Here is a 20,182-nt window from a genome sequence, read left to right as displayed (position 1 = left end):
GGCGAGCAATCTCCGCCACCCCCCCGAGCGGGGCCGCGGGAGGGTCCCCCTCGTTCCCACCTAGAACGTGCCGCTCGCCCCGAAAACCAGGCCTCCCTCGCTTCTCGGCAGGAAAGATACCTGCTTGACGCCCGGTCGCTCGCTGCCCTTGGAAGAAAAGTAGAGGTAGAAGAATACCCCGGACGCCGTGAGGCTGGCGATGCCGGCGCCCGTGGCGATCCAGCCCGGCAGGGCGGTCTTGTAAAGTTCCTCGCAATTGTGCCCGAGCGGGGGGATTGGCGCGCCGCCGCGGCACTTCGTGTAGCGCCCGTCCAGGATCAGGAACGGGATCCCCACCCCCAGGCCCGCTGCCCCCAGGCCGAGGGTCAGGATCGCCGGCCAGATGGGCCACGGCGTCCGCGCCGCGGCAGGCCCCGCGGGAGTCGGCGGCGCCACAGGGGTCGGTGTGGGCGCGGGCTGAACCGGAGCCGGCGTCGGGGCCGGGGTGGGGGTCGGCTTCGGCGCCACGGGGGCCGGCGTGGGCGTGGGCGTGGGTGACGGCACCGGGCCAGGGGCCACGTCCGGCGGTTCCTCCGCCTTGGCGCTCACGTCGGTCGCGACCTTGCTCGTGGCCTCCAGGGCCTCGGTGAGGGTGCAGATGTCGCAGGTGCCGGTCCCCTTGCCGATCACGGTCGCGCCCTTGTAGATGCGCACCTCGATGCTGTAGTTCTTCCCGGCGGTGGAGATCTTGGCCGTCGCCGCCCGGCTCGTCCCGAGGGTCCCCTGCGCCGCCGAGACGCAGGCTCCTTCGAAGCAGCCCCCTTCGGCGGCCGCGCGCAGCTTGGTGCGCACCGCCGAGGGGTCGACGATCTTCATGCCGCCGGACCTCAGTCCCTTGCCCAGCGCGTCGTGAAAGCGCGCCACGATCTCTCCGGCCTTCGCCGGCTCCATCTTGGGCGGCAGCGGCGCCAGATCTTCCCCCCGGGCCGCGCCGGCCCAGGCTGCCACGAGGCCACCCACAACGCATGCTACGCGAGCTCTCATCGTCTGCCTTCCTAGCCCAACCACCGCGCTGGGCTCGCCGCGCGAGACTCTAACTCTCTTCCGTCCGCGCGACCATGCTGCGGAGCTGCTCCTCGTACTCGTCCTGCGCGATGAGCCCCTTGCGCACGAGCAGCGCCACGAGGGCGTCCACGCGCGCGGCGGGGGGCGCGTCCTGCTGGATCCGTCGCAGGGGCTGCGTGCGCACGTCCACCTGGCCGGGACGTCCGCCGAAAGACTGCCTCCGCGTCGGTGCCGGCGGCGTGGGCGCTGCGCCGGGCGTCGCTTCGCGTCCCCGGGGGATGACCTTCGTCACCACGCTGCGGTAGTGGCTCCGCACGGCCTCGCCGACCTGCGAGGGGCGCGCGATCATCGGTTCCACCGCGCAGCCCGTCGAGAACTCGATCTCTTCGATGGCGTGCGCGTCGAGCGGGTCGGCCATCGCGACGCGCAGGATGCGCCTGCCGGCACGCCGTTCGAGCTGCACCGGCAGGAGCCGGTAGCGGTTCGCCTCCTCGAGCGGGACCTCGCGTACCGCGTCCACCTCCACGACCGTGCGGTCCGGGTCGAAGACCTCGAGTTCGAGGCGCCGACAGAGCGCGGTCACGAGCGCCTCCTCGTCCACCAGACGCTGCTCGAGGATCACGGAGATGAGCGCCGCTCCCGAGCGCTCGGCGGCGCGCTGGGCCTGTTTGAGCTGCTGTGGCGAGAGGAGTTGCTCGTCGACGAGCACGTCCCCGAGGCTGATGCGCTGGGTCATGGGGCGGGCTTCACCGCGGCCCGCTCCACGTAGGCCTGCAGCCGCAGGGTGTCGGCCGGAGAGAGATCGAGGAACTTGATGCCCATGCCCAACGCTCGTTCGTCGTCTTCGACGTTCACGATCCGTCCGCGCACGACGAACGGGGTGGGGTCGCCCGGAAGGCTGAAGCGCAGGCTGACCACGACGCCCCTGGGATGGGGGATGGTGCGCTCCAGGTACAGCCCTCCGACGCTGAGGTTCGCCCCGCGCTGGAAGTAGAGCTCCCGGTCGGAAGACTCCTCGACCCACAGCTCCACGGGGACCCGCTCAGCGGAGCGCCTTTCCCTGAACGTGCCCTCCCGCTTCGCCACGACGCACGACGTGTAAAGAGTAGGCGGTACAGGATTCGAACCTGTGGCCTTTGGCTCCGGAGGCCAACGCTCTATCCAGCTGAGCTAACCGCCCGCAACAAACGAGTGACCTACCCTCTCGACTGTCGCTCGCTGCTATAGCCAGTTTGCCTGCCGCCGTCAAGGGCGCATGGCCACAGCTATCTGGCTGGACCTGGGGGCCTTTCGCGGGACGGGAGGCGGACCTTGCCGAGGGGGGGTATCGGGACCATGCTTCACGGCGAATCGGCCTCGGTTGGGTGAGGGTGGAGCCTCTCCCGCCCGGGGCCCGAGCGCGGCGCACGCCGCAGAAGGGGTACGGGACGGGTCATGCCGAAATACGTCATCGAGAGGAACTTTCCAGGGGCCGCGAAGCTCTCGCCGGGGGAGCTGCGCGACATTGCGGCCAAGTCGGTCGGGGTACTCCGGGAGATGGGCCCCGACGTCCAGTGGGTCGAGAGCTACGTTGCCGAGGACAAGATCTACTGCGTCTACAACGCGAAGAACCCGGAGCTCGTCCGGGAGCATGCCAAGCGCGGGGGCTTTCCTGCCGACAAGGTGTGCCGCGTCTCCGCGGTGATCGATCCGACGACGGCCGAGAAGTAACCCGGAGCCGCCGAGCGGTGAGTTCGGGCCACTCGGCGCCGCTCGGCGTCCGCCATCACATGGGGAGGCACTTGCAGTGGCCCGCGCACAGGGGCTCGTTGTTGGGGGGGCAGGTGCAGACGTGGCCGCAGGAGCCGCAGTTGTCGGTGTCCCCGGCCACGTGGATCTCGCACCCGTCGGTCAACGAACCGTTGCAGTTGCGGTAGCCGGTCGCGCAGCCGCAGTTGCCCGTCGCCGGATCGCAGGTCGAGTTTGCGCCGCAGTTCTTGCCCGCGCACGGGTCCGGGGTCACGCACGCGGTCTGCTGGCAGACCTTCGTGGACGGACACTCGCAGCCGTTGCCCCAGGCGCCGTCGCAGTTGCGGGAGCCGCCGGTGCAGCCGCAGGTGCCGGCCGAGCAACTTGCGTTGCTGCCGCAGTTGACGCCGGCGCAGGGGTCGGGCCCGGTGCAGGTCGTGCCGCTGCAGGTCCTCGAGGGAGCGCACTCGCAGCCGTCACCTTCGCCCCACGAGCTGTTGCAGTTGCGGAAGCCCCCCGCGCAGGCGCAGGCGCCCGCTGTGCAGCTCGCGTTCGCGCCGCAGGTTCGGCCGCACTGGCCGCAGTTCTTGGCGTCGGTCTGGGGGTTCGTGCACACGCCGGCGCAGCGAACGAGCGGATCGGCGCACGGGCCGTCCGAGACGGGGAGGCGCGCGTCGGGAGGTGGGGGCGCTGGCCCGTCGGTGAGGGGGCGCGGCGGGCCGTCGTCGGCGCTCGGGCCGAAGAGATCCCACCGCGAGGGGCGGACGTCCGGAGCGGGTGCGTTGCCGAGTACGCAGACGCCCTGGGCCACGTCGCAGACCGTGTCAGGGCCGCACGGGATCGAGGCGCTGCACGGACGTCCGATGCCGTCGGGAGCGCGCGCGCTGCAGCCGAGAAGAGCGCCCGCCACGAGGGACCAGCCAGCGCAGAAGACCTGGGCGCGACGCGTGCTCACTAGGGGGTCAGGGTCCCGGTGGGAGGTGTTCCGCGAGTGTCGCCGCGGTGGTCTCGTCCACGTTCAGGAAGCGTACGCCGATCTCGTGCGGAGCGATCATGCGGGCCCACACCACGCGACCGGCCACGGCGATGCGGCGCCCGCTCCCGGGGAAGCGGATGGCGACCTGCACGCTCGTGCCGGGGCGCACGACCTCGCTCACCCAGAAGCGAGCTCCGCCGCTGGAGATGTCCTGCAGCTCGGGGGTCGCGAGACCGCTCGTCCCTTCGGGGTCGATCACCGCGACGTGATCTCCGATGCGTTCGTGTTTTCTGCGTTCCATCCGAGACCTCCTCCTACCCAGCGTTGAGACTGTACTGTAGCGCGGGCCCGGTCGGCTTGGGAGGGGGCCGTTGACCGGGCCTCGGGCCGCGAAGTAGCGTGCGCGCATGTCCACGAAACCCAGCCGTACCCTGGAGACCTTCCCCAATCCGAACCCCGAGCGGGACTACGAGATTCGAATGGACTGTCCGGAGTTCACCTGCCTTTGTCCGATGACGGGGCAGCCAGACTTCGCCACGATTCGGGTGCGCTACGTGCCGGACCGGCTGTGCGTCGAGCTGAAGGCCTTCAAGCTCTACCTCTGGTCCTTCCGCAACGAGGGGGCCTTTCACGAGGCGGTGACGAACCAGATCGTTGACGATCTCGTGGCCGCGCTCACGCCGCGGCGCTTGACGGTGGAGGGGGATTTCATGGTGCGGGGCGGGATCCATACGGTCATCACCGTGAGCTACCCCTGACGAGCGCGGTCCCGGCCTTCGTCTTGCAACTCGTTGGCTATCCAGCTGGAGGTAACGCGATGCGAAAGACTGCGGCGTTCATGGTGCTCCTGTTGCCCGGGGGGCTCCTCGGCGGGTGCGCGACCGACGAACCCGCGGGCGCGACTGCCGGGGCGGATCGTGGTGTCGCGGCGCGCGCGGACGGGGGCGCGCGGCCGAGCGCGGGCGACGGCGGCGCGGGGGGCGACGCGGCGAAGAAGCCGGAACCCGCGTGCGGCCCGGGCATCTATCCCTGCGGTCCCTACGGGGTGGAGGTCGGGGACGTGGTCGAGAATCTGTCCTTCAAGGGTCTCGCCGACCCCGATTTCCTGTGCAAGGACACGGCGAGCCAGGCGCACGCCGCCAACCTCACCGAGCTCTCGTTCAAGCGCTTCTTCCAGGGGGACGCGAAGTGCAAGGGGAAGCACCAGCTCCTCTGGGTGAGCGCATCGGCCGGCTGGTGCGGCCCCTGTCACGCCGAGGCGAAGGAGACCTCGGCGCAGTACACGGCGGGCAAGGTGGACCCGCGGGTCGCGATCCTCAACGTGGTGCTCGAGACCGACCGGCCGGGGCAGCCGGTGACCGAGGACTTCCTGCGCCTCTGGGCCAAGAACAACAAGTTCCAGCTCACCTACCCGGTGGCGATGGACCCCGAGTCGCGGCTGACGCGCTACTTCGACAAGAACGCGCTCCCCTACAACATGATCGTCGAGCTCTCGACGATGAAGGTGATCTACCGGCAGACGGGCTCGAACCTGCCGGGGATCGGCAGCGCGATCTTTTCCTACCTGCAGCAGTGAGGCGTTTCGAGCGGCGTCGCGGGTGCGGTGCGCTCGCGGGCCACCGCGGGCTCGCCGGCTACTTCGCCTTGGCGGCCTGCTCCGCAGCCTCGAAGACGCGGCGGCCGTAGCGCGCGGGGACGGGGATGCCGAGGGAGCCGCCCGCGCCGAGACGCAGTGTGTAGGTCGCGCGGCCGTGCGCGAGCTCGCGGGTCATGGCCCGCGCGATCTTGCCGAAGAGCTTGGGCATCAGCTGCCCTTCGATGCCCGTACCGGCTCCGCGGCCGGTCTTGACGAGGCTCTTTACGTGGCCCGTCTGGGGGTTGAACGTGACGTCGTGCCAGCCGCCGATGCGCCCTGCGGCGTTGAACCAGGTCAGGTTGGCTTCGCTCCTCCCTTCGACGGGGCGGCTCGCCTTCAACACGCCGACCAGCTCGTCGCCGGCGCCGAGGCGCATGACGTTGCCGCTCCCGGCGCGGGCGTCGCCCTGGTACTCGCCGCTGTCGTGCGAGGAGCGTCGGCCGGCCTCGGCCCACGTGTCGAAGAGCCCCTGCACGGCGGCTCGCACCTCGGGGCCGAACGCGCCGTAGTCGCCGGCCTTCCGCACGCTGCGCCACTCGAGCACGGAATGCCCCACGCCGAACCAGGCGGCCGCGTTGACCTGCACCGCGGGGGTGATGACCGCGTCCTCGGTCTTCGCGCGGGCGGGCAGCGCGACGAGGAGGACGCCGAGGCCGAGGAGAAGGGAACGGGACGCGCGCATGGGGAGCTCCTTCTTTCCGCTTCCCGCAGAGCAAGGGCGGTGCCACCGGCCATCCCATGAGGTCCTGCGGACTTCTGTGCGCAGGGGGGGGCCGGCGAGGGCTCGAGACGCCACCTGGGCGATGGGTCCGGTGGCCAGTTCCGGCTCCGGGGGAGAGGATCCCCGCCGCGGAGAGGATCCCCGTCGTCGAGCGATGGCTCCGGGAGGGAGGAGGACGCGGGTATAGTGGCGGGGCGATGAGCTGCGCGCGCCACGCGAGAGGCCGTCTAGTCGTTTTGTGCCGGCGGGTGGCGCTGGTCGCAGCGGTGTCGGCCGCTGCGCTCGGGGCCGCACGTCCCGGCGCGGCGCAGGTCGCTCCGCGCGAGGCCGCTCCGCGCGAGGCCGCTCCGCGCGAGCGGGTCTATCGCCTGCGGCGCGAGAGCCGCGGCATCGTGCTCGTGGCGCCGGCGGGAGAGCGGCTCGTGGAGCTTCTGCCGGAGCTGTGGCTTGCGTCGTCCGCCTCGCGAGGTCGCCTGGAGCGCGTGAGGCTCGCCCTCGACCCCGTCGCGCGGGATGCGTCGGTTCGCGGCGCGCTCGCAGCGCGGGGCGCTGCACCGGGCGTGCGGTTTCTCTTCCGCGTAGAGCCCGTGGCGGGGGAGGCGCGCCTGGCGCTGCGCTTCGAGGCGCACTTCGAACGCGAGGTGCCGCTGCGGTCGCTCGTGCTCCGGCTGCGCACGGCGGGGCTCGGTCGCGCGACGGTGCTCGACCGCGCCTACCGCTTCGCGCCGGTGCGCGGTCCCACGTTTCTCGACGGACTGACGCCCGGGTGGGTGCGTTTCGTCGACCACCGGCACCGGCCGTCGTTCGAGCTGGAAGAGGGGATCGAGGGGGCCTGGGTGCGGCCCCTCGGGGGCGACGCGACCGAGCTCGAGCTCGAGCTCCTCCACGTCGACAACCGGCCGCTCGCCTTCTACGACCGCTGCGTGGACCGGCCGCGCCTCGGCGTCAGGCGCCGCGCGCAAGCGTTTCAGCTCCAACCCGCGCAGAGCGTCCTCTCGGCGCGGGCGAGTCTCTGGCTCGGCCTCGCGCGCCCGGCGCTCGTGGCCCGCTTTCCGCGGGGCTTTCGCGCGGCGGTCGCGCTCACCGACCACGCAGATCAAGCGAGCGCCGCCAAGCTGGAGGCCTTCGCGCTCGGCGAGACGGGCGCGCTGGCGCGGCGTGCGGTCGGCGCGGGGCGCCCGGGCTTCGTGAACCGCGGGCTCTCGTACACGAAGAGCATCTTTCTCGCGCGGCAGCCGGGCTACGCGGCGCAGTTCGACGACCCGGCCTTCCTGCGCCTGCTCGACCACCTTCAAGCGCGCGGGGTGGAGCTCGGCGTGCACAGCCCGACGGGGAAACGCGACGCGCCCGAGGCGGTGGACCGGCTGGTGGCGCGCTTCGCCGCGCGGTATCGAGGGCGCACCTGGATCGACCATCAACCCGACACCAACTGCGAGGCCATCTCCAACCGAGGCTGGGACGCGCGCGGGCCCTGGTACGTGCTCGACGTGCTGGCGCGCGAGCGCTTCCGCTACCTGTGGGGCGTGCTCGACCGGCCGCTCCCTCGCGGCGTCCCGAACTTGCTCGATCCGGCGGCCCGCGGCGCGCGGCGTCCGGTGCTCTTCCAGCACCGTGCACTCGGGGCGGGCGAGGTGCGTTTCTGGCTGTTCGCCACGAGCTTTCTCTTCGTGGACCGGCCGCGGCTCTTCTCGCTGCTCGGCGAGGGGCCGCTCGCGCGCCTGATGGACGAGCACGGGCTGCTCCTCGGCCACGTGTATCTGGACACGCAGCAGGAGCGCGGACGCTACGCGTCGCGGAGTCTCCTCGAGCGCGTGGGTCCGGAGCGCTACCGCCTGCGTCGGGATGCGGACGCGCTCTTCGCGCGGCTCGCGCGACACCAGGAGGCGGGTGAGCTCTGGGTCGCGGGGCTCGAGGCGGTGGCGGATCACCTCCTCGCGGCCCGCGCGGTGCGGCTGCGCTACCGGGACGCGTCGCCTCCCGAGCTCTGGGTCGAGGGGCCGAAGGATCGTGCGGTGCGAGGGCTCACGCTGCGGGTGCCGGGGCCGGCCGCGAACGTGACGGTCGATGGCCGGGAGCCCGACGGCGCGCGGCGCGACGGCGCGGGGGTCGAGGTCTGGCTCGATCTGCCGCCGGGGGCGCGGCGCCGCGTGGCGGTGCGGGACCCCTCGGGAGCCCCGCGACGCTGGGGGGAGCGGGTCCGCATCGTGCTCGATGCGCTGGCGGCGGGCGACAGGCGCGCGAGGTAGGGGGCCAGGGCGGTCGAGTTCTCCGGATGGAAGAGCCCAGGGAGGGCCTAACCCTTGAGCTCGGTTGGGTTGATCATGGTTCGCGAAGGACTTTGTGTTTCGGGCAAGGCGCGGCGACGCAGGGATACTCTCGGTATCTCAAGGAGCCGCAACGCCGCCCCGGACGGAAAGCACTCGCGAGGAGTGGTCAACTCAAGCGAGCTCCGGGGTTAGGGCGCTCGTGAAGCGGGCCCTGGCAAACGCCGCCGCTTGCATGAGCCGGCAGCCGGGCGGAGTGAGCCGGCGCAAGCGGCGGCTCGGGCCCTCGTGCCAGCCGCGGTTTGTGGCGAGGGAGGGCGGCTGGCACTCGGGACGCCGCCCGGGCCTCGCTTCACCTCGCGCCGCCCGGGGTCAGGTGATCGCGGTGGAGGCGTGGCGGGTAGACGGCCGGCGAGGGGTCGAGGGAACCGAGGAGTGAATGGGGCGGCGACGTGCAACGCAAGCGCAGCAGGTAGAGCACGACAACGAGCGCGCGGCGCTCTTGGCCTCGCGCCGGCGCTCGGAGGGCAAGCACATCGCCATCGATGGCAAGGCGAGTCGAGGCAGTACGGACAGCCGGACGGACAACAAAGCCCTGCACACCGTGAGCGCCTATCTGAGCGAGCCGGGACTCGTGCCGGGGCAGGTCAAGACGACGGAGACCTCGAACGAGGTCGGTGCGATGCCCGAGCTTCTGCAGCTGCTCAACCTACGTGGAGCCACCGTAACCCGGCATCGCCCCAAGAACGCCGCCGCCAACATGACCATCCTGCACCACTTCGCCCTTAACCTCGTCTCCCCGGCCCACTCGGGGCCCCGATAACGGCAGCGGCGCGGCGGGTCAAGGCCCCCGAGCGCAGCGTCCGTAGGCAGCAGCGCCCGCCAGGGCGCTGTCGCCGGAGGTCCGCAGCCCCGCACGTCGCGCGTCTCCTCAGCCCCCTTGCCCCCCTCCAACCCGCGCGACGACTGCGGGGCGGTGCGCGAGGGGGCGCTTGCCCGACGCGCTGCCCCCTAGATACCCCAACGTCCGAGAACTCGACCGCCCTATAGGTAGGCGGCGCAGGTAGTGCCGCTGCCGCGCCGCGTGCGCTATTCTCCGCGGCCGTGAGCGCCATCCTTCTTCGTCCGGTCGCACTCGACGAGCTCTCGCGCTGCGCCGCGCTGGTCGTGGCGGAGCCCGCCTTCGCGGCCTACCAGATCGACGAGGCGCGCCTCGTGCGGATCCTCGAGGGGGTCGTCGCCGAGGGGAGAGCCGAGCTGCTCGGGGCCGAGCTCGACGGGACGCTCGTGGGCTTCGCCTGGTTCGTACCGCGCGGCGCCTTCGACCGCAGCGGCTACCTGCGGCTCATCGCGGTGGAGGGCGCGGCGCAGGGGCGCGGCGTCGGACGCGCGCTCGTCGCCGAGCTCGAGGCGCGGCACCTTCACCCGCGCGGGATCGTGCTTCTCTGCGCGGTGGGCAACGTCGCGGCGGCGGGCTTCTACGCGCGTCTCGGCTACCTCGAGGTGGGGCGCCTGCCGAGCTACGTCGGCCCGGGGCTGGACGAGCGGATCTTCTTCAAACCGGGCTAGGGGGTGTTCCTAGTACCCCCGACGGAGCGAGCCTCGCCGATGCGGTCCCCGCACTACCTGCTGCTCGCGGTGGCCCTGCTGGCCATGACCACCAGCGGGCCGGCGATCCGCTTCGCCGCCGCGCCGGCCATCGCGATCGTGCTCTGGCGCGTGATCCTGGGGTGGCCCGTGCTCGCCCTGCTGGCCCTCTGGCGACGCGAACGCTGGCCGCTCGCGCCGGGCCTGGCCGCGGGCTTCTTTCTGGCCGTGCACTGGATCGCCTGGTCCATGGCGGTCCAGCGCACCACGCTGGCCACCGCCTCGCTCCTCATCTGCACGGGGTCGCTCTGGACGGCGCTCCTCTCGCGCCCGCTCCTCGGTGAGCCGGTCACACGACGCCAGTGGACCGGCCTCGCGCTCGCGCTCCTCGGCGTGAGCCTGGTGGTCAGCTCGCGCGGGAGCGGCCGTCACAGCCTGCTCGGCGACCTCTATGCGCTCGGAGGCGCGCTGGCCTGGGTGGGCTACACCTTCGTCGGGCGCCGTGCGCGACAGCGTTCGGGCTTCTTCGGCTACACCGCGACGGTCTACCTCTGCGCCGGGCTCTTCGCGGCGATCCCCGCGCTCGCCCTGCGCCTGCCGCTCGCGGGCTACGATCGGCGCACCTGGCTGGCGCTGGGGGCCCTCGCGCTGCTCCCCACGCTCCTCGGACACGGCACCGTGAACTACCTGCTCAAGCACGTCGGTCCGGCGCAGCTCAGTCTGTGGACGCTCGCCGATCCCGTCATCTCCACCTTCAGCGCGTGGCCGCTGTTCGGCGAGAGGCCTCCGCCGCAGGTGCTCGTGGGCGCGGCCTTCACGCTCGGGGGCGTGGCGCTCGGGATCAGCGAGCGTGGCAAGGTGCGATGATGCTCGGGCGGCGAGCGGTGGGGGCGCGTCAGTTGCGAACGGCGTGTCTCAGCCGCGGGGGCGAGCGCTACTTCTTCTCGTCGGCGTCGTCGGCATCGTCCGCGTCGTCGTCACCGTCGTCATCTCCCCCACCGGAGCCCGCGGGCGGCGGCGTGCCGGGGGCCGGAGGCGTGCCCGGGGTGGGTGGTACTCCTCCGTCCTTCGAGGCAGCCGGCCCCCCGGCGTCGGGCGACGACCCGGCCTGCGGATTTCCCGACGCCGGCGGGGTGCCCGGGTCCAGCTGTCCGTCGTTGTCGTCGTCGTCGTCCTGATCGTCCGCGATGCCGTCGTTGTCGTCGTCCGGATCTTCGTCGTTCGGGATGCCGTCCCCGTCCAGGTCGTAGGTGGACTTGGTGACCTTGCGTTCGGGGGAGGGCATGTCTCCGGCGCAGCCGGTACTCCACGAGGCCAGCAGCACGAGGCCGGTGAGCGCCGAAATCCACGCGGGTGTGGCACGCAGTACGTGAGCGAACATCCCTTCACCTCCTTGCGCCGGGGCCCGGCGGCATCGGTTGTCGCGGCCGCGAAGTGTGCGCCGTGCGGTATCTCCGCTGCGCGGCTCGCGTCCTCGGTCGTCTCGTCGCTTGCTTCCTTGAGCAAGCCACGGGCCAGGCCGACGGCGGCCCGGGGAGGGTCACCTGGGTAGATTTCTCGAGTGAATGCGCGCATCCCGCGCGGCGGCGGAGGGGCAGGTGATGAGGCGCTCCCCCCCAACGCGTTGCGCGGGCGCTACGGCGGCGGCGCCTCGGGATCTTCGGCTTGTGGGGGCGAGGCGGCGGGACCGGGCGGTGGTGCCGACGCGGAACCGGTGCGGCGTGCCCTGAGTGGACGCGGGGCGCGCGAGGTCGCGGGTGCGAGCGGCTCGCGTCCTCGAAGGTGGGGGCGCGTCTCCATCGGCGCCGTCGCCGGCCGGGCGAGGGCCACGTCCGTGGGCGAAGATGGTGCCGCCGCCGGTGCCCGGTCGCGCGCTGCGATCGTCGAACCCTCGGCGCGGGACTCTCCGGCCCCGGACGGGTCAGCCCGTAGGCTGGCAGGCGGTGCGCCGCGCGAAAGGACGACCAGCGCGGCGACCGCGAGGAGAACGGCGCTCACGACGGCGACCCACAGGCCCGTGCTCCCCACCGTGCCGAGCGAGGAGGCGAGGTGCGTCGGAGCGGGCAGCGTGGCAGCTCGAGCCGAGGCCGCCCCGAGCGCCCCCGAGCCGTCGGGTCCGCGCATCGCCGAAGGCCAGTTCGCCACGGGCAGTGCGGGCAGGAGGCACCACGCCTCGGCGGTCGGGCGATGCTGGGGTCGCCGGCAGGTCTCGCACTGCTCGAGGTGTTGCTCGACGCCACGGCGCTCGGGAGCGGACGCGAGCTGCCGGGCCAGCTCTTCGCACGCCACCGGCACCCTGGGGCCCGCGAGGAGCTCGTCGGCGACGAACACCGCCGCGAGCCGCGCGCGCGCCCGGTGCAGCGTGACCTTCACGTTGACGAGCGAGAGCTCGAGCGCCTCGGCCAGCTCCTCGTAGGAGAGCTCGTCCACCTCGCGCAGGAGCAGGATCTGCCGGTAACGCGCCGGCAGCCGGGCGAGGCAGAAGTCGAGTCGCGCGCCGAGCTCGGTGCGCCGCTGCGCCGCTTCTCCGTCGGGAACGCGGGTCTCGGGCTGCTCGCCGAGCGCGGCGTCGTCGCCGCCTCGTTGCCGGCGGGTGAGCTCTCGCAAGCACAGATTGGTCACGATGCGGTAGATCCAGGCCTTGAAGTAGAGCGTCTCGCGCGTCTGGTGGATCGCGGCGAGGGCCCGCGCGAACCCCTCCTGCACCATGTCCCTGGCGAGCGCGTCGTCGCGCAGCATGCGGTGCGCGTGCCGGTAGAGCGCATCCCGATGCCGCAGGTAGAGCGCCTCGAGCGCGCGCGGATCTCCGCTGCGTGCGGCCTCGGCCAGGTCCAGCTCGGCGAGAGCGAGGTGCGGAGAGGGAGGGCTCACGTGGCTTGAACCCGCGTGACCGGTCCCAGGTTACAGCGCGGCATCGTCTTTCATTGTACGCGGACGCGGCGCGATTCACGGCGCACCGCGAGGCGGCGGCGGCTCATCAGGGTGGCAGATTGCGGTGTGTCAGGTTACATTAATCGCATTACAAATAAGGCTTACCAGGAGGCTCCATGCGCTGTCGTAGTTCCGGTCGGTTCGTCGGCTTCGCGTCGGTCGCCCTGCTCCTTGCCCTTGCCGGGGGCTGCGGCGGTGACGGCGGCGTGGCTTCCGCCGACCAGGCGCGCCTGGCCTACGTCGGGCTCGACCTGTCCATCGACAAGGCCATCGACCTCGGCCTGCAAGGCTACCGCGCGGCCTCGAGCGCCCACATCCCGGACCAGACGGGCAGCGGCAAGGTGAAGGGCACCCTCACCGTGGGCGGGAAGGTGGACCAGGGCGCTTCCAACAACAAGGAGATGACGCTCACCGTGACGATGGCGGAGTACACGGACTCCGAGGACCCGCTACTGACCTATTCGACGGCGGCGCCGGTCCCCGCGCTCGGGCTCAGCCTGAAGAAGATCCCCTCGGGCACCTTGAGCGGAACCTTTCAGGGGCGGCTGAATCTGACGGGCGCGCTGCAGGGCGAGGTGACGCTCTCCCTCGGCATGACCGGGCAGCTCGAGCCCGACCCGGCGGACGCGAGCAAGCCGCGTCGCAAGCCCGGCACCACGCGCATCACGGGCAGCGCTAGCTCGCCCTTCGGGACGTATCAGGTGGACGTGACGCGCTAGCGCTGCGAGCCGTCGCGGGCCTGCGCGGCCGGCGAGGCGACCGCTACCGACCGACGTAGCGATCCACCTCCGTGCCCAGGCGCTGGAGCTGCCAGGCGGCGTCGCTCTTCGCGTCTGCGGTGATCCTCGCATTCGATGATCCGAGGCCGGGAACGAGGCTCCGGAGCTCGCCGGCCGCGTCGCGCACGCTGTACACGGCGGCGGAAAGCTCGGGGCGCAGGCGAGCCCCCTGCGTGCCGGCGGCGACGTTCACCATGGTCGTGGCGTTCTCGAGCGGTCGCAGTTCCTGGTCCACCCGTCGCGCGGCGTCTCGCAGATGCACGAGGGCCTGCTGCCGCTCCTCACCGGGCGCGGCGCGCAGGTACGCCTGCCACGCGCGCTCGAGAGAGCTGCGGGCCGTCACCAGCTCCTTGACCGCGTGGCGCTCGAAGACCTGGACCGAGCGCAGAAACGACGGACGCGTGAGAAGCGCGCGCGCGCCGACCACGTCCCGCGCCTCGAGCTTCTGCAGCGCGGCGGCGAGGAGCCGCTCGGGCGCCATGGCCTGCTCCAGCTTGGCCACGGCCTTGCCGAGCTCCTTGCGTTCACGCGCGGTGAGAGGGAGTCGCCCGGCAGTGAAGGTGTACCACTCGGCCTCCACCGCGTTGAGCAACGTGGCCGCGGCCACGACCCCGGCGGTCGAATGCGCCTTCTCCCGGGCACGCTGCAGCTCGGAGATCTGCGCGTGGACCCGCGTACGCACGAACCGCTGGTCGGCCTTGTCGGTCGGGACGTACAGCTCCCGCAGCCCCTCCGCTTCGGCGTGCCGCCCCAGGGCGAGGAAGACCTTGACGGCGTGCTGCATCGCGGCCGGGACGGCCCGGAAGCTCGCGCGGCCACGGATGAGCCGGAGCCCGTCGTTCTTCTCCGTGCCGCGAGCGGTGCGTTCGACGGGCTGCCACTGGAAACGGGGCGCCGGCTGCGCCGCCTCGCCGCCGTGACGGGCGTACGCGAGGCTCGGAGCGCAGACACTCGCCGCTGCGACGGCGAGACACGCGACGAGCGCGCGGGTGCTAGACAGTCGATGCGTGGACATGAGCCGTTCTCCCTGAGTCCTTCTTCGTCCGTAGTCAGCAGGTCTCGTGCCAGCCGGATCGCTGGGAGCTCGAGGCGCCGCGGCGCCAAAGGTCGCGGAGTTGCGCCGCGAGCTGGCCGTTCGCGAACTGCCGATGGCGGCTTTCGCGGGCAGCCTGCCGCGATGCTCCTCTGGCCACTGCCCACCCGAGAGGGCAGCGTGCGGCGCTCCGCGAGGTGCAGTGCGAATCGGTGGCTAGTCCGGCCAGCACGAGGACGCCACGCCGTGGTCGCGCCGTCGCCGCGTAGCGTTACCGACGCGTGGAATCGCAGCGCAATCTTGCGAGGGACCCCCTCCCGAGGAGAGCTCGCTGCTCGGGAGCCGCGGGCACGTCCCTTGCTCCCCTCAGCGCGGGTCGCGAGGAGCGAAACGATGGTTGCACGGTGTGGCGGGCAAAGGCGGTGCAGGGGGATCGCGGGCCTCGCGCTCGTCTTCGTCCTCGCTGCTCCCGCGTCGTTCGCGGAGGCGCGGCGGGGCGATGGGGCGAGAGGGTTCGGCGCGGTCCTCGAGGCGCTGCGCGGGGCGGCCGGCAACCTGCGCGGCGCGCGTCTCGAGCGCGCGGAGGCGACCCTGAAGGTGCCGCTGCGCGGAGGGTCCCATCGCCTCGCGCTCTGCGGCGCCCATCCCCAGATCGCCTTCTCGCAGGACGCCGTGGCTACCCTCGACGAGGTGGTGCTCCGCCGCGGTCGCTCGGGCTACGAGCTGGCCTCGGCGCGGCTGCGCTTCAACGAGGCGCCCACGGTGACCGACGCGGTGCCGGCGCTGAACGCGCTGCTGCGCGGCGCGGGCAAGAACCCCGGCTTCTTGCTCGGGCTCGCGGGCGTCCTGAACCCGACAGTCACGGTGCGCGAGGTTACCCTCGAGGTGCGGCGCGACGGCCCGGGCGGCGCCCCGCGGCTCTACGCGGGAGGCGTCTTCGGTTACCGCGGACTGCCCGTGCCGGTGCCGGCCCAGCTCGTGGACGGAGGCGCGGCCGGTCGCGGCTTGAACGCGCTCTTCGGGGACGTGATGGCCATGGTCTCCGGGCAGGCGAGCTGCACGGTGCGCGCGGAGCTTCGTGGGGCCGGCGGCGCGCGGGTCCCGGCCCAGCTCGCGGTCGAGGGGCGCGTCGCGGGACGCCGCGGAAAGCTGGAGCTCAGCGGGACGAAGCTGAGTCTGCAGGGACTCGGGCTCGGGGCCGGCGGCGAGGTGAGCCTGGCCGGAGCCGTGGCGCTCGCGCTCGGGGAGGTGGGGCTCGCGCTCACGGTCAGCGGCGCCGACCTGACGCTCGAGGGGCTCGTTCGCGAGACGCCCCTGCGCCTCGTGGGAGGGCTGACCGCGTCGCTCTCCGAGAGCGGATCGTGCCTGCGCGTGACGGACGCCGACCTCTCGCTCGCCGGTCTCGGCGCGGCGCCAGGGGCGAACCTCCGCGTGCGCGGCGCGTGCGGCTTGAAGCGCAAGGCGGCCGGGCGCTTCGGCCTCGAGACGACCGGTCTCGAGCTCACGGGCTTCGGCACGGGCGAGCGGCCCCTACGGGTCGAAGGCGACGGTGCGCTCGAGATCGATCCGGCCTCGGGCGCGCTCCTCGTGCGCGGGGGAACGGTGAAGGCCAACGTGCCCGGGGTGGGCCTGCTGCGCATCACCGGCGGGGAGTACGCGCTCACGCCGGAGCGCTAGGACCAATGCCGGTGTTCTGACTGGACCGATGTTTCTGGCGCCGTCTCCGACGGAGCTCGAGCGCGAGCCACCCGCTCGCCAGTAGCAGCCACCGCGCGTAGGACCCATCGAAAGGCCAGCCGACCTCGCAGCCGCACCCGGCCGCGCCCGGGACGCTGGCGTCGCCGCCCGGACCGGCCTCGGGGGTCGCGCCCCCCTCTCCCGCGCGCGGGTCGAGGCCCACGCCGCCGTCGACCGGGTTCGCGTTCGCGTCTGCAGGCCCCGCGTCCCGCGAGGCCGCGCCGTCCAGGCGACCGTCGCTCCCCCTGCCGCTGTCGGAGGCCGCGCGTCCGTCGCCGGCCAGAGGAGCGCCGAATTCGAAGGCGCCTACGTCTACCGCGGTTCCTGCCGGTCGCGCGGCGCCATCGAGGTCGTGGTCGGGTGCACCCTGGCGCAGCCCCTGGTCGAGGCCCGGCGACCCCGCCGTCAGATGGTAGTCGTGCTGCGCCGGCCCCGCGAAGAGCGGGGTCTTGCCCGTGAGGTTGCCGGAGAGCGTGAAGGGGCAGCTGGCGCCCACCGTGAGCTGGTTGCGGTCCGTGAGGTTGTTGAGCAGCGAGACCTTGCTTACGTCGCTGCAGGTGTCGATCTGCACCGCTCCGCCTCGCGGCTGGTAGAAGATGTTGTTCTGGATGAGCAGGTCCGAGGTTCCGGTGGTGACGATGATGTGCCCGTCGCGCCCGGGGTTGGCCTCGGCGAAGGTGTTGTTGACGATCTTCAGCTCCCGTTTGGGGTCCGGTCCGTAGATGTGCACCCCCCAGCCCGCCTTCAGGTCGTAGAATGCGTTGTTCGTGACGAGAATGCGGCTGCCGCGGATATAAACCGCGTGGTCGTGGTTGTTGGGGTACTGGCTCCCCGCGAGGCGCCCGATGGTGTGGATCACGTTTCCGTCGACGGTGACGTCGGTGCTGCCGCCGCCGATGGAGACGCCGTCCTGGCCGTACTGCGTGGTGGTCACCCGTCGGCCTATCTCGTGGATGCGGTTTCCCGAGACGACGACCTGGTGGTTGTCGTTGTTGATCATCACGCCGGTCGCACAGCCGGAGATGTCGAAGCCGTCGATGACGACCCACTGCACCCGCGGGGCGAGGAGCACGCACCAGTTGAAGTCCGTGCTACCGCTCGGCAGCGTTCCCTTCAGCTGCGCTCGATGGCGGTGCAGCGCCCGGAAGGTGACCGGCGCTCCCGCGCTGCCGCCGCGGGTCAGGCGCAAGACGGACTTGTCGTTGTCCGCGTCCTCGTACACGCCGTCGCCGACAAGGACCAGATCCCCCGGGTCCACGAGCTGCGCGGCGCGCTGGACGGTGCAGAGCGGCAGGCCGGATTTCACGTCGGCCTTCGCTCGTGCGTCGGAGCAGCTCGCGTGCCGGAGGTCGACGTAGAGGGTGGCGCCGAGGGCGGACACTGACGGCAGGATCAGTGCGCCGAGCGTAAGCGCGCGACAGAGAGCTCTCGAGGCGCGTTCGCCTCGGCGAGATGCCGCGACGACGTGTGCGCGCGGCGACGCTGGGCGCCTGGGGATCAGAGGCAGTACCCGCCGAGGAAGCTCTGGGTGCTCGGCAGGCAGACCTCGCCCGTCGCGCACGGGGCCCCTTGGGTGCGCGGGTCGCACGCGGGCTCGCAGGTGTACGAGCTGCGATCCGCGCAGACCTGGCTCTTGGAGCCGTCGCAATCGTCGGTGAGCGGCGAGCAGCTCGCGCCGAGGGCCGCGCCGCCGCGCGGTGGCTCTAGCGTGGGGCGACAGTAGGCGACCGTCGGGCCCAGCGCCGCGTCCGCCTGGCAGAAGGTGCCGGCCGGGCACTCGGGGCTCGTGAGCGTGCCCTTCGCGGGGTCGCACTTCTTGCGGCAGGCCATCGCGTCCACCGGGATCGTGGCGCGCTTCAGCTCGACGCAGGTGTAGTCGGTCGTTGGGGCGGGGCAGGCGGGATTCGTTTCTGCGCCCCCCTTCGCCGTGTCGCAGGCTTGCAGGCACTCGCCCAGGTAGCAGAGGAGCCCGGTGCTGCACCGCTTGTCCGTGAGGTTGCACCGCTCGCCCCGCGGCTGGCCGCTCTCGCGAACGCACGCGCCCTGCTTCGGCGAGTCGAGGTACTCGGTGCAGACCTCGCCCGCGCCGCAGGTCGCGGCGGCGCCCGCGCGTGGGTCGCAGGCGAGGGCGCAGCGGTCGCGGCTCACCGCCGAGAGGCTGGGTCCTCCCATCAGGCAGACGAGGCCCTTCTCCCCGTCGCAGTCGTCGTCGTAGGTCGCGGTGGTGCACGGTGCGCTGGCCGTCTGCACGCGCCCGAGAGGAGGCGTCGGGGACGGGCGGCAAAGACCCGGACTCGTGCCGCTCGCGCCGTGGCAGTAGGTGCCGAGGGCGCAGTCGGGGCTGAGCGCGGCCGGCTGCGTGGCCGAGCACCGTCGGCGGCAGACGCCGCCCGTTCCTTCTGCCACGCAGCTCGTCTTCGCCAGGTCGGCGCAGTCGGGGTTGTTGTTGTCCCCCTTCTTCGGGTCGCACGCCCTGTGACAGATGCGGTCGCAGACCAGGCCCGCGGCACAGGGGGCGTGCACGCGGTCGCAGGGGAGGCCGAGCGCGACCGTGCCCTTCGAGGGGACGCAGACGCCTCCCGTGGGGACGTTCGTGCGCTCTTCGCAGACCTCTCCGTCGCCGCAGCCTCCAGGGGGCGCGAGGCGGGGGTTGCAGCTCGCGGCGCAGCGTCGGGTCAGGCAGACGAGGCCGCTCTTGCAGCGCAGGTCGAGCTGGTCGCCGCACCTTCCGCCGCGCGCCACCGGGCCCTCTCGCGCCGCGGCGAGGGGGAGGCACTGCCCCGGGGCGTAGGGTCCCGTCTCCGCCGCACAGTAGTAGCCCTCGGCGCAGGCCGGATGGGCCACTCCTCCCTGCGCGCGGTCGCAGCGCCTCCGGCAGAGGCTCGCGCTGCCGATGGTGACGCAGAAGCTCTCCTTGACCGCGCAGTCGGGGTTGGCGGTGACGCCCTTCTTCGCGTCACAGGGGTGTTGGCACCGCCCGCCGGAGCAGGCGAGAGGGGGCGTGCAGCGCAGGCTCGTGTCGTTGCAGACCTGGTCCGCGCCGCGAGAGGCGGGGGGCAGACACTTGCCCTGCGCGTAGGACGCTGCGTCCTCGACGCACTCCTCGCCCGCGTCGCAGAGCGGGTTGCCCTTCGCGCCGCGTCGCGGGTCGCAGGCCTTCACGCAGACCGGCAGCGCCGGATCGCCGCTGCAGAAGAGACCGGCTCCGCAGGTGCGCGCGGCCGGAGCGATGCGCACGCAGCTCTCACCGGCCCGCCGCGGTCCCCGCGTGGGAGGGGCGGGGCTCACCGAGCAGTAGCTCTCGCTCGCCGGGGTTCCGGCCTGGCAGTAGGTGCCGACGGGACACTCGGGGTTCGTCCCTCGGCCCTGGGCCGGATCGCAGCGGCGTCGACAGACGGCGAGCGGCGCCCAGGCCTTGCCGTCGCAGACGTAGCGCGCGGGGTCCGGGCAGCCCGGGTTGTTCGCTCGCCCCTTGGCGGCGTCGCAGAGCGGCTGGCACATGCGGCCGAGGCACTTCAGACCGGCCTGGCAGCTCGTGCCGTGCGGCGTGCACCAGGTGTATGCGGGGAGGGGCAGGCCTCCGTCGAGTCCCGGGCCGACCCCATCCGGGCCGGCCTCCCTCGCGGTGCCGTCGCCCGACGGAGCCGCGTCGGTGGAGCCGCCGCCGCCGCCGCAGGCCGCAAGGAACATCGTCGCCACGAGAAGGCCGCGTCTGCCGCGAGGAATGGGAGTCACCGACGCTCCTG

At 72.4% G+C, this 20,182-nt stretch carries 20 protein-coding genes and 1 tRNA gene; 9 read left to right on the top strand and 12 right to left on the bottom strand.

The window, feature by feature from the left end; translation table 11 throughout:
* Positions 1-60: 60 nt before the first annotated feature.
* The 4 genes from IT371_04235 to IT371_04220 form a co-directional block, all read right to left on the bottom strand.
* A complete protein-coding gene (locus IT371_04235) occupies positions 61-1,023 on the bottom strand; it encodes a hypothetical protein (GenBank protein ID MCC6746842.1) in 963 nt (320 codons plus the stop codon).
* A gap of 49 nt (positions 1,024-1,072) precedes the next feature.
* Entirely contained in the window at positions 1,073-1,780 is a 708-nt protein-coding gene (locus IT371_04230; protein ID MCC6746841.1) for a hypothetical protein, read from the bottom strand.
* Positions 1,777-2,076: a PilZ domain-containing protein gene (locus IT371_04225; protein MCC6746840.1), complete on the bottom strand. Its 300-nt coding sequence runs from the start codon at positions 2,074-2,076 to the stop codon at positions 1,777-1,779. Before IT371_04225 ends, IT371_04230 begins: the two co-directional genes overlap by 4 nt.
* A 74-nt stretch (positions 2,077-2,150) precedes the next feature.
* Positions 2,151-2,224 (bottom strand) — tRNA-Arg (locus IT371_04220).
* A gap of 254 nt (positions 2,225-2,478) precedes the next feature.
* Between IT371_04220 and IT371_04215 the strand changes: the two genes are divergently transcribed.
* Entirely contained in the window at positions 2,479-2,754 is a 276-nt protein-coding gene (locus IT371_04215) for a DUF4242 domain-containing protein (GenBank protein MCC6746839.1), read from the top strand.
* Positions 2,755-2,809: 55 nt separating this feature from the next.
* Here the strand turns inward: IT371_04215 and IT371_04210 are convergent, their stop codons facing one another.
* Both IT371_04210 and IT371_04205 read right to left on the bottom strand, forming a co-directional pair.
* Positions 2,810-3,727 (bottom strand): hypothetical protein, encoded by a 918-nt coding sequence (locus tag IT371_04210; protein ID MCC6746838.1) that lies wholly within the window; start codon positions 3,725-3,727, stop codon positions 2,810-2,812.
* 7 nt (positions 3,728-3,734) lie between these two features.
* Positions 3,735-4,049 carry a PilZ domain-containing protein gene (locus tag IT371_04205; GenBank protein ID MCC6746837.1) on the bottom strand — a complete coding sequence of 105 codons (315 nt, stop codon included), beginning with the start codon at positions 4,047-4,049 and terminating at the stop codon, positions 3,735-3,737.
* A gap of 106 nt (positions 4,050-4,155) precedes the next feature.
* Here IT371_04205 and queF point away from each other — a divergent pair, with 106 nt between their 5' ends.
* Both queF and IT371_04195 read left to right on the top strand, forming a co-directional pair.
* Positions 4,156-4,506, top strand: coding sequence for an NADPH-dependent 7-cyano-7-deazaguanine reductase QueF (gene queF / locus IT371_04200; GenBank protein ID MCC6746836.1), 351 nt, complete (start codon positions 4,156-4,158; stop codon positions 4,504-4,506).
* 59 nt (positions 4,507-4,565) lie between these two features.
* Positions 4,566-5,324, top strand: a complete 759-nt coding sequence (locus tag IT371_04195) for a TlpA family protein disulfide reductase (protein MCC6746835.1) — start codon at positions 4,566-4,568, stop codon at positions 5,322-5,324.
* A 58-nt stretch (positions 5,325-5,382) separates the two neighbouring features.
* Here the strand turns inward: IT371_04195 and IT371_04190 are convergent, their stop codons facing one another.
* Entirely contained in the window at positions 5,383-6,066 is a 684-nt protein-coding gene (locus tag IT371_04190; GenBank protein MCC6746834.1) for a hypothetical protein, read from the bottom strand.
* A gap of 287 nt (positions 6,067-6,353) precedes the next feature.
* On the opposite strand from IT371_04190, the gene IT371_04185 reads away from it, so the two are divergent.
* The 4 genes from IT371_04185 (at position 6,354) to IT371_04170 (ending at position 10,823) form a co-directional block, all read left to right on the top strand.
* Positions 6,354-8,351, top strand: coding sequence for a hypothetical protein (locus tag IT371_04185; GenBank protein ID MCC6746833.1), 1,998 nt, complete (start codon positions 6,354-6,356; stop codon positions 8,349-8,351).
* 457 nt (positions 8,352-8,808) lie between these two features.
* Positions 8,809-9,192 (top strand): ISAs1 family transposase, encoded by a 384-nt coding sequence (locus IT371_04180; protein MCC6746832.1) that lies wholly within the window; start codon positions 8,809-8,811, stop codon positions 9,190-9,192.
* A gap of 281 nt (positions 9,193-9,473) precedes the next feature.
* Complete coding sequence (locus IT371_04175) at positions 9,474-9,938, top strand: GNAT family N-acetyltransferase (GenBank protein ID MCC6746831.1); 465 nt, start codon at positions 9,474-9,476, stop codon at positions 9,936-9,938.
* A 39-nt stretch (positions 9,939-9,977) separates the two neighbouring features.
* Positions 9,978-10,823, top strand: a complete 846-nt coding sequence (locus IT371_04170) for a DMT family transporter (protein ID MCC6746830.1) — start codon at positions 9,978-9,980, stop codon at positions 10,821-10,823.
* A gap of 67 nt (positions 10,824-10,890) precedes the next feature.
* Here IT371_04170 and IT371_04165 read toward each other — a convergent pair whose 3' ends face one another.
* Complete coding sequence (locus tag IT371_04165; protein ID MCC6746829.1) at positions 10,891-11,337, bottom strand: hypothetical protein; 447 nt, start codon at positions 11,335-11,337, stop codon at positions 10,891-10,893.
* A 254-nt stretch (positions 11,338-11,591) separates the two neighbouring features.
* Positions 11,592-12,827 carry a sigma-70 family RNA polymerase sigma factor gene (locus IT371_04160; protein MCC6746828.1) on the bottom strand — a complete coding sequence of 412 codons (1,236 nt, stop codon included), beginning with the start codon at positions 12,825-12,827 and terminating at the stop codon, positions 11,592-11,594.
* Between the two features lie 176 nt (positions 12,828-13,003).
* Here IT371_04160 and IT371_04155 point away from each other — a divergent pair, with 176 nt between their 5' ends.
* A complete protein-coding gene (locus IT371_04155) occupies positions 13,004-13,606 on the top strand; it encodes a hypothetical protein (GenBank protein MCC6746827.1) in 603 nt (200 codons plus the stop codon).
* Between the two features lie 43 nt (positions 13,607-13,649).
* Here the strand turns inward: IT371_04155 and IT371_04150 are convergent, their stop codons facing one another.
* Positions 13,650-14,681, bottom strand: coding sequence for a hypothetical protein (locus tag IT371_04150; GenBank protein MCC6746826.1), 1,032 nt, complete (start codon positions 14,679-14,681; stop codon positions 13,650-13,652).
* Between the two features lie 411 nt (positions 14,682-15,092).
* On the opposite strand from IT371_04150, the gene IT371_04145 reads away from it, so the two are divergent.
* Positions 15,093-16,376: a hypothetical protein gene (locus IT371_04145; protein ID MCC6746825.1), complete on the top strand. Its 1,284-nt coding sequence runs from the start codon at positions 15,093-15,095 to the stop codon at positions 16,374-16,376.
* Here IT371_04145 and IT371_04140 read toward each other — a convergent pair.
* Both IT371_04140 and IT371_04135 read right to left on the bottom strand, forming a co-directional pair.
* A complete protein-coding gene (locus IT371_04140) occupies positions 16,360-17,817 on the bottom strand; it encodes a right-handed parallel beta-helix repeat-containing protein (protein MCC6746824.1) in 1,458 nt (485 codons plus the stop codon). The two genes, IT371_04145 and IT371_04140, sit on opposite strands and share 17 nt — an antisense overlap.
* A 116-nt stretch (positions 17,818-17,933) precedes the next feature.
* Positions 17,934-20,171 carry a hypothetical protein gene (locus tag IT371_04135; protein MCC6746823.1) on the bottom strand — a complete coding sequence of 746 codons (2,238 nt, stop codon included), beginning with the start codon at positions 20,169-20,171 and terminating at the stop codon, positions 17,934-17,936.
* Between the last annotated feature and the right edge of the window lie 11 nt (positions 20,172-20,182).

The sequence above is a fragment of the Deltaproteobacteria bacterium genome (assembly GCA_020848905.1).
Classification (GTDB): Bacteria; Myxococcota_A; Polyangia.
This window is presented reverse-complemented; position numbering and strand designations above follow the sequence as displayed.

What these genes read in the sequence shown, in the direction of transcription:
- IT371_04215 (MCC6746839.1), top strand. Translation starts at nt 2,479, where the DNA reads ATGCCGAAATACGTCATCGAGAGGAACTTTCCAGGGGCCGCGAAGCTC.
- IT371_04195 (MCC6746835.1), top strand. Translation starts at nt 4,566, where the DNA reads ATGCGAAAGACTGCGGCGTTCATGGTGCTCCTGTTGCCCGGGGGGCTC.
- IT371_04190 (MCC6746834.1), bottom strand. Translation starts at nt 6,066, where the DNA reads ATGCGCGCGTCCCGTTCCCTTCTCCTCGGCCTCGGCGTCCTCCTCGTC.
- IT371_04145 (MCC6746825.1), top strand. Translation starts at nt 15,093, where the DNA reads ATGGTTGCACGGTGTGGCGGGCAAAGGCGGTGCAGGGGGATCGCGGGC.
- IT371_04235 (MCC6746842.1), bottom strand. Translation starts at nt 1,023, where the DNA reads ATGAGAGCTCGCGTAGCATGCGTTGTGGGTGGCCTCGTGGCAGCCTGG.
- IT371_04180 (MCC6746832.1), top strand. Translation starts at nt 8,809, where the DNA reads ATGGGGCGGCGACGTGCAACGCAAGCGCAGCAGGTAGAGCACGACAAC.
- IT371_04150 (MCC6746826.1), bottom strand. Translation starts at nt 14,681, where the DNA reads ATGTCCACGCATCGACTGTCTAGCACCCGCGCGCTCGTCGCGTGTCTC.
- IT371_04165 (MCC6746829.1), bottom strand. Translation starts at nt 11,337, where the DNA reads ATGTTCGCTCACGTACTGCGTGCCACACCCGCGTGGATTTCGGCGCTC.
- IT371_04230 (MCC6746841.1), bottom strand. Translation starts at nt 1,780, where the DNA reads ATGACCCAGCGCATCAGCCTCGGGGACGTGCTCGTCGACGAGCAACTC.
- IT371_04205 (MCC6746837.1), bottom strand. Translation starts at nt 4,049, where the DNA reads ATGGAACGCAGAAAACACGAACGCATCGGAGATCACGTCGCGGTGATC.
- IT371_04155 (MCC6746827.1), top strand. Translation starts at nt 13,004, where the DNA reads ATGCGCTGTCGTAGTTCCGGTCGGTTCGTCGGCTTCGCGTCGGTCGCC.
- queF (MCC6746836.1), top strand. Translation starts at nt 4,156, where the DNA reads ATGTCCACGAAACCCAGCCGTACCCTGGAGACCTTCCCCAATCCGAAC.
- IT371_04170 (MCC6746830.1), top strand. Translation starts at nt 9,978, where the DNA reads ATGCGGTCCCCGCACTACCTGCTGCTCGCGGTGGCCCTGCTGGCCATG.